Annotated in this window: 1 protein-coding gene; it reads left to right on the plus strand. The window is 29.9% G+C overall.

Features of this window, described 5'->3' with window-relative positions; all coding sequences use genetic code 11:
* The coding region (locus tag U881_RS0109850; protein ID WP_024654254.1) for an anti-CBASS protein Acb1 family protein at positions 1-471 on the plus strand (471 nt) is incomplete at both ends.

Below are 471 nucleotides of genomic sequence, written 5' to 3' on the forward strand. Positions count from 1 at the left end.
AGACTTACAAGATGTTTTATCATCTGCAGTTACATCAGTAAAGGAGAATAAGAGAGGAGGCCTTTCAAATTTTTTGAATTTCTTTTCATTTACAGAAGAAGATAATTCTAATGTATCTGAGCTTGGAGAGTTAAATGGGAAATTAAGGCATGAACTTGAACAACTTAAATACAATCTTAATAATGACGGATTATTTTATAGTTCTTCAACAACATCATCATTAGAAGTAATTAGGTATGATATGACATATCTTAAAGAGGCCTTAGCATTAATTAAAGCGAAGATAGGAGCAGATACTAAAGAACCATTAACAAGAAGTTTTAATGAGCAAGTAAAGGGATTAGGTAGTGATGGTAAAGGAGACCGAAGTAATTACTATGACTTTCTAAAGAGTGTACAAGAGAAGTTAGAAGTTACTTGTAATAGTAAACTAAATAAGTATTATCACTTAGACATTAGATTTAATTCATT

The sequence above is a fragment of the Borrelia persica No12 genome, from assembly GCF_000500045.1.
Taxonomy (GTDB): domain Bacteria; phylum Spirochaetota; class Spirochaetia; order Borreliales; family Borreliaceae; genus Borrelia; species Borrelia persica.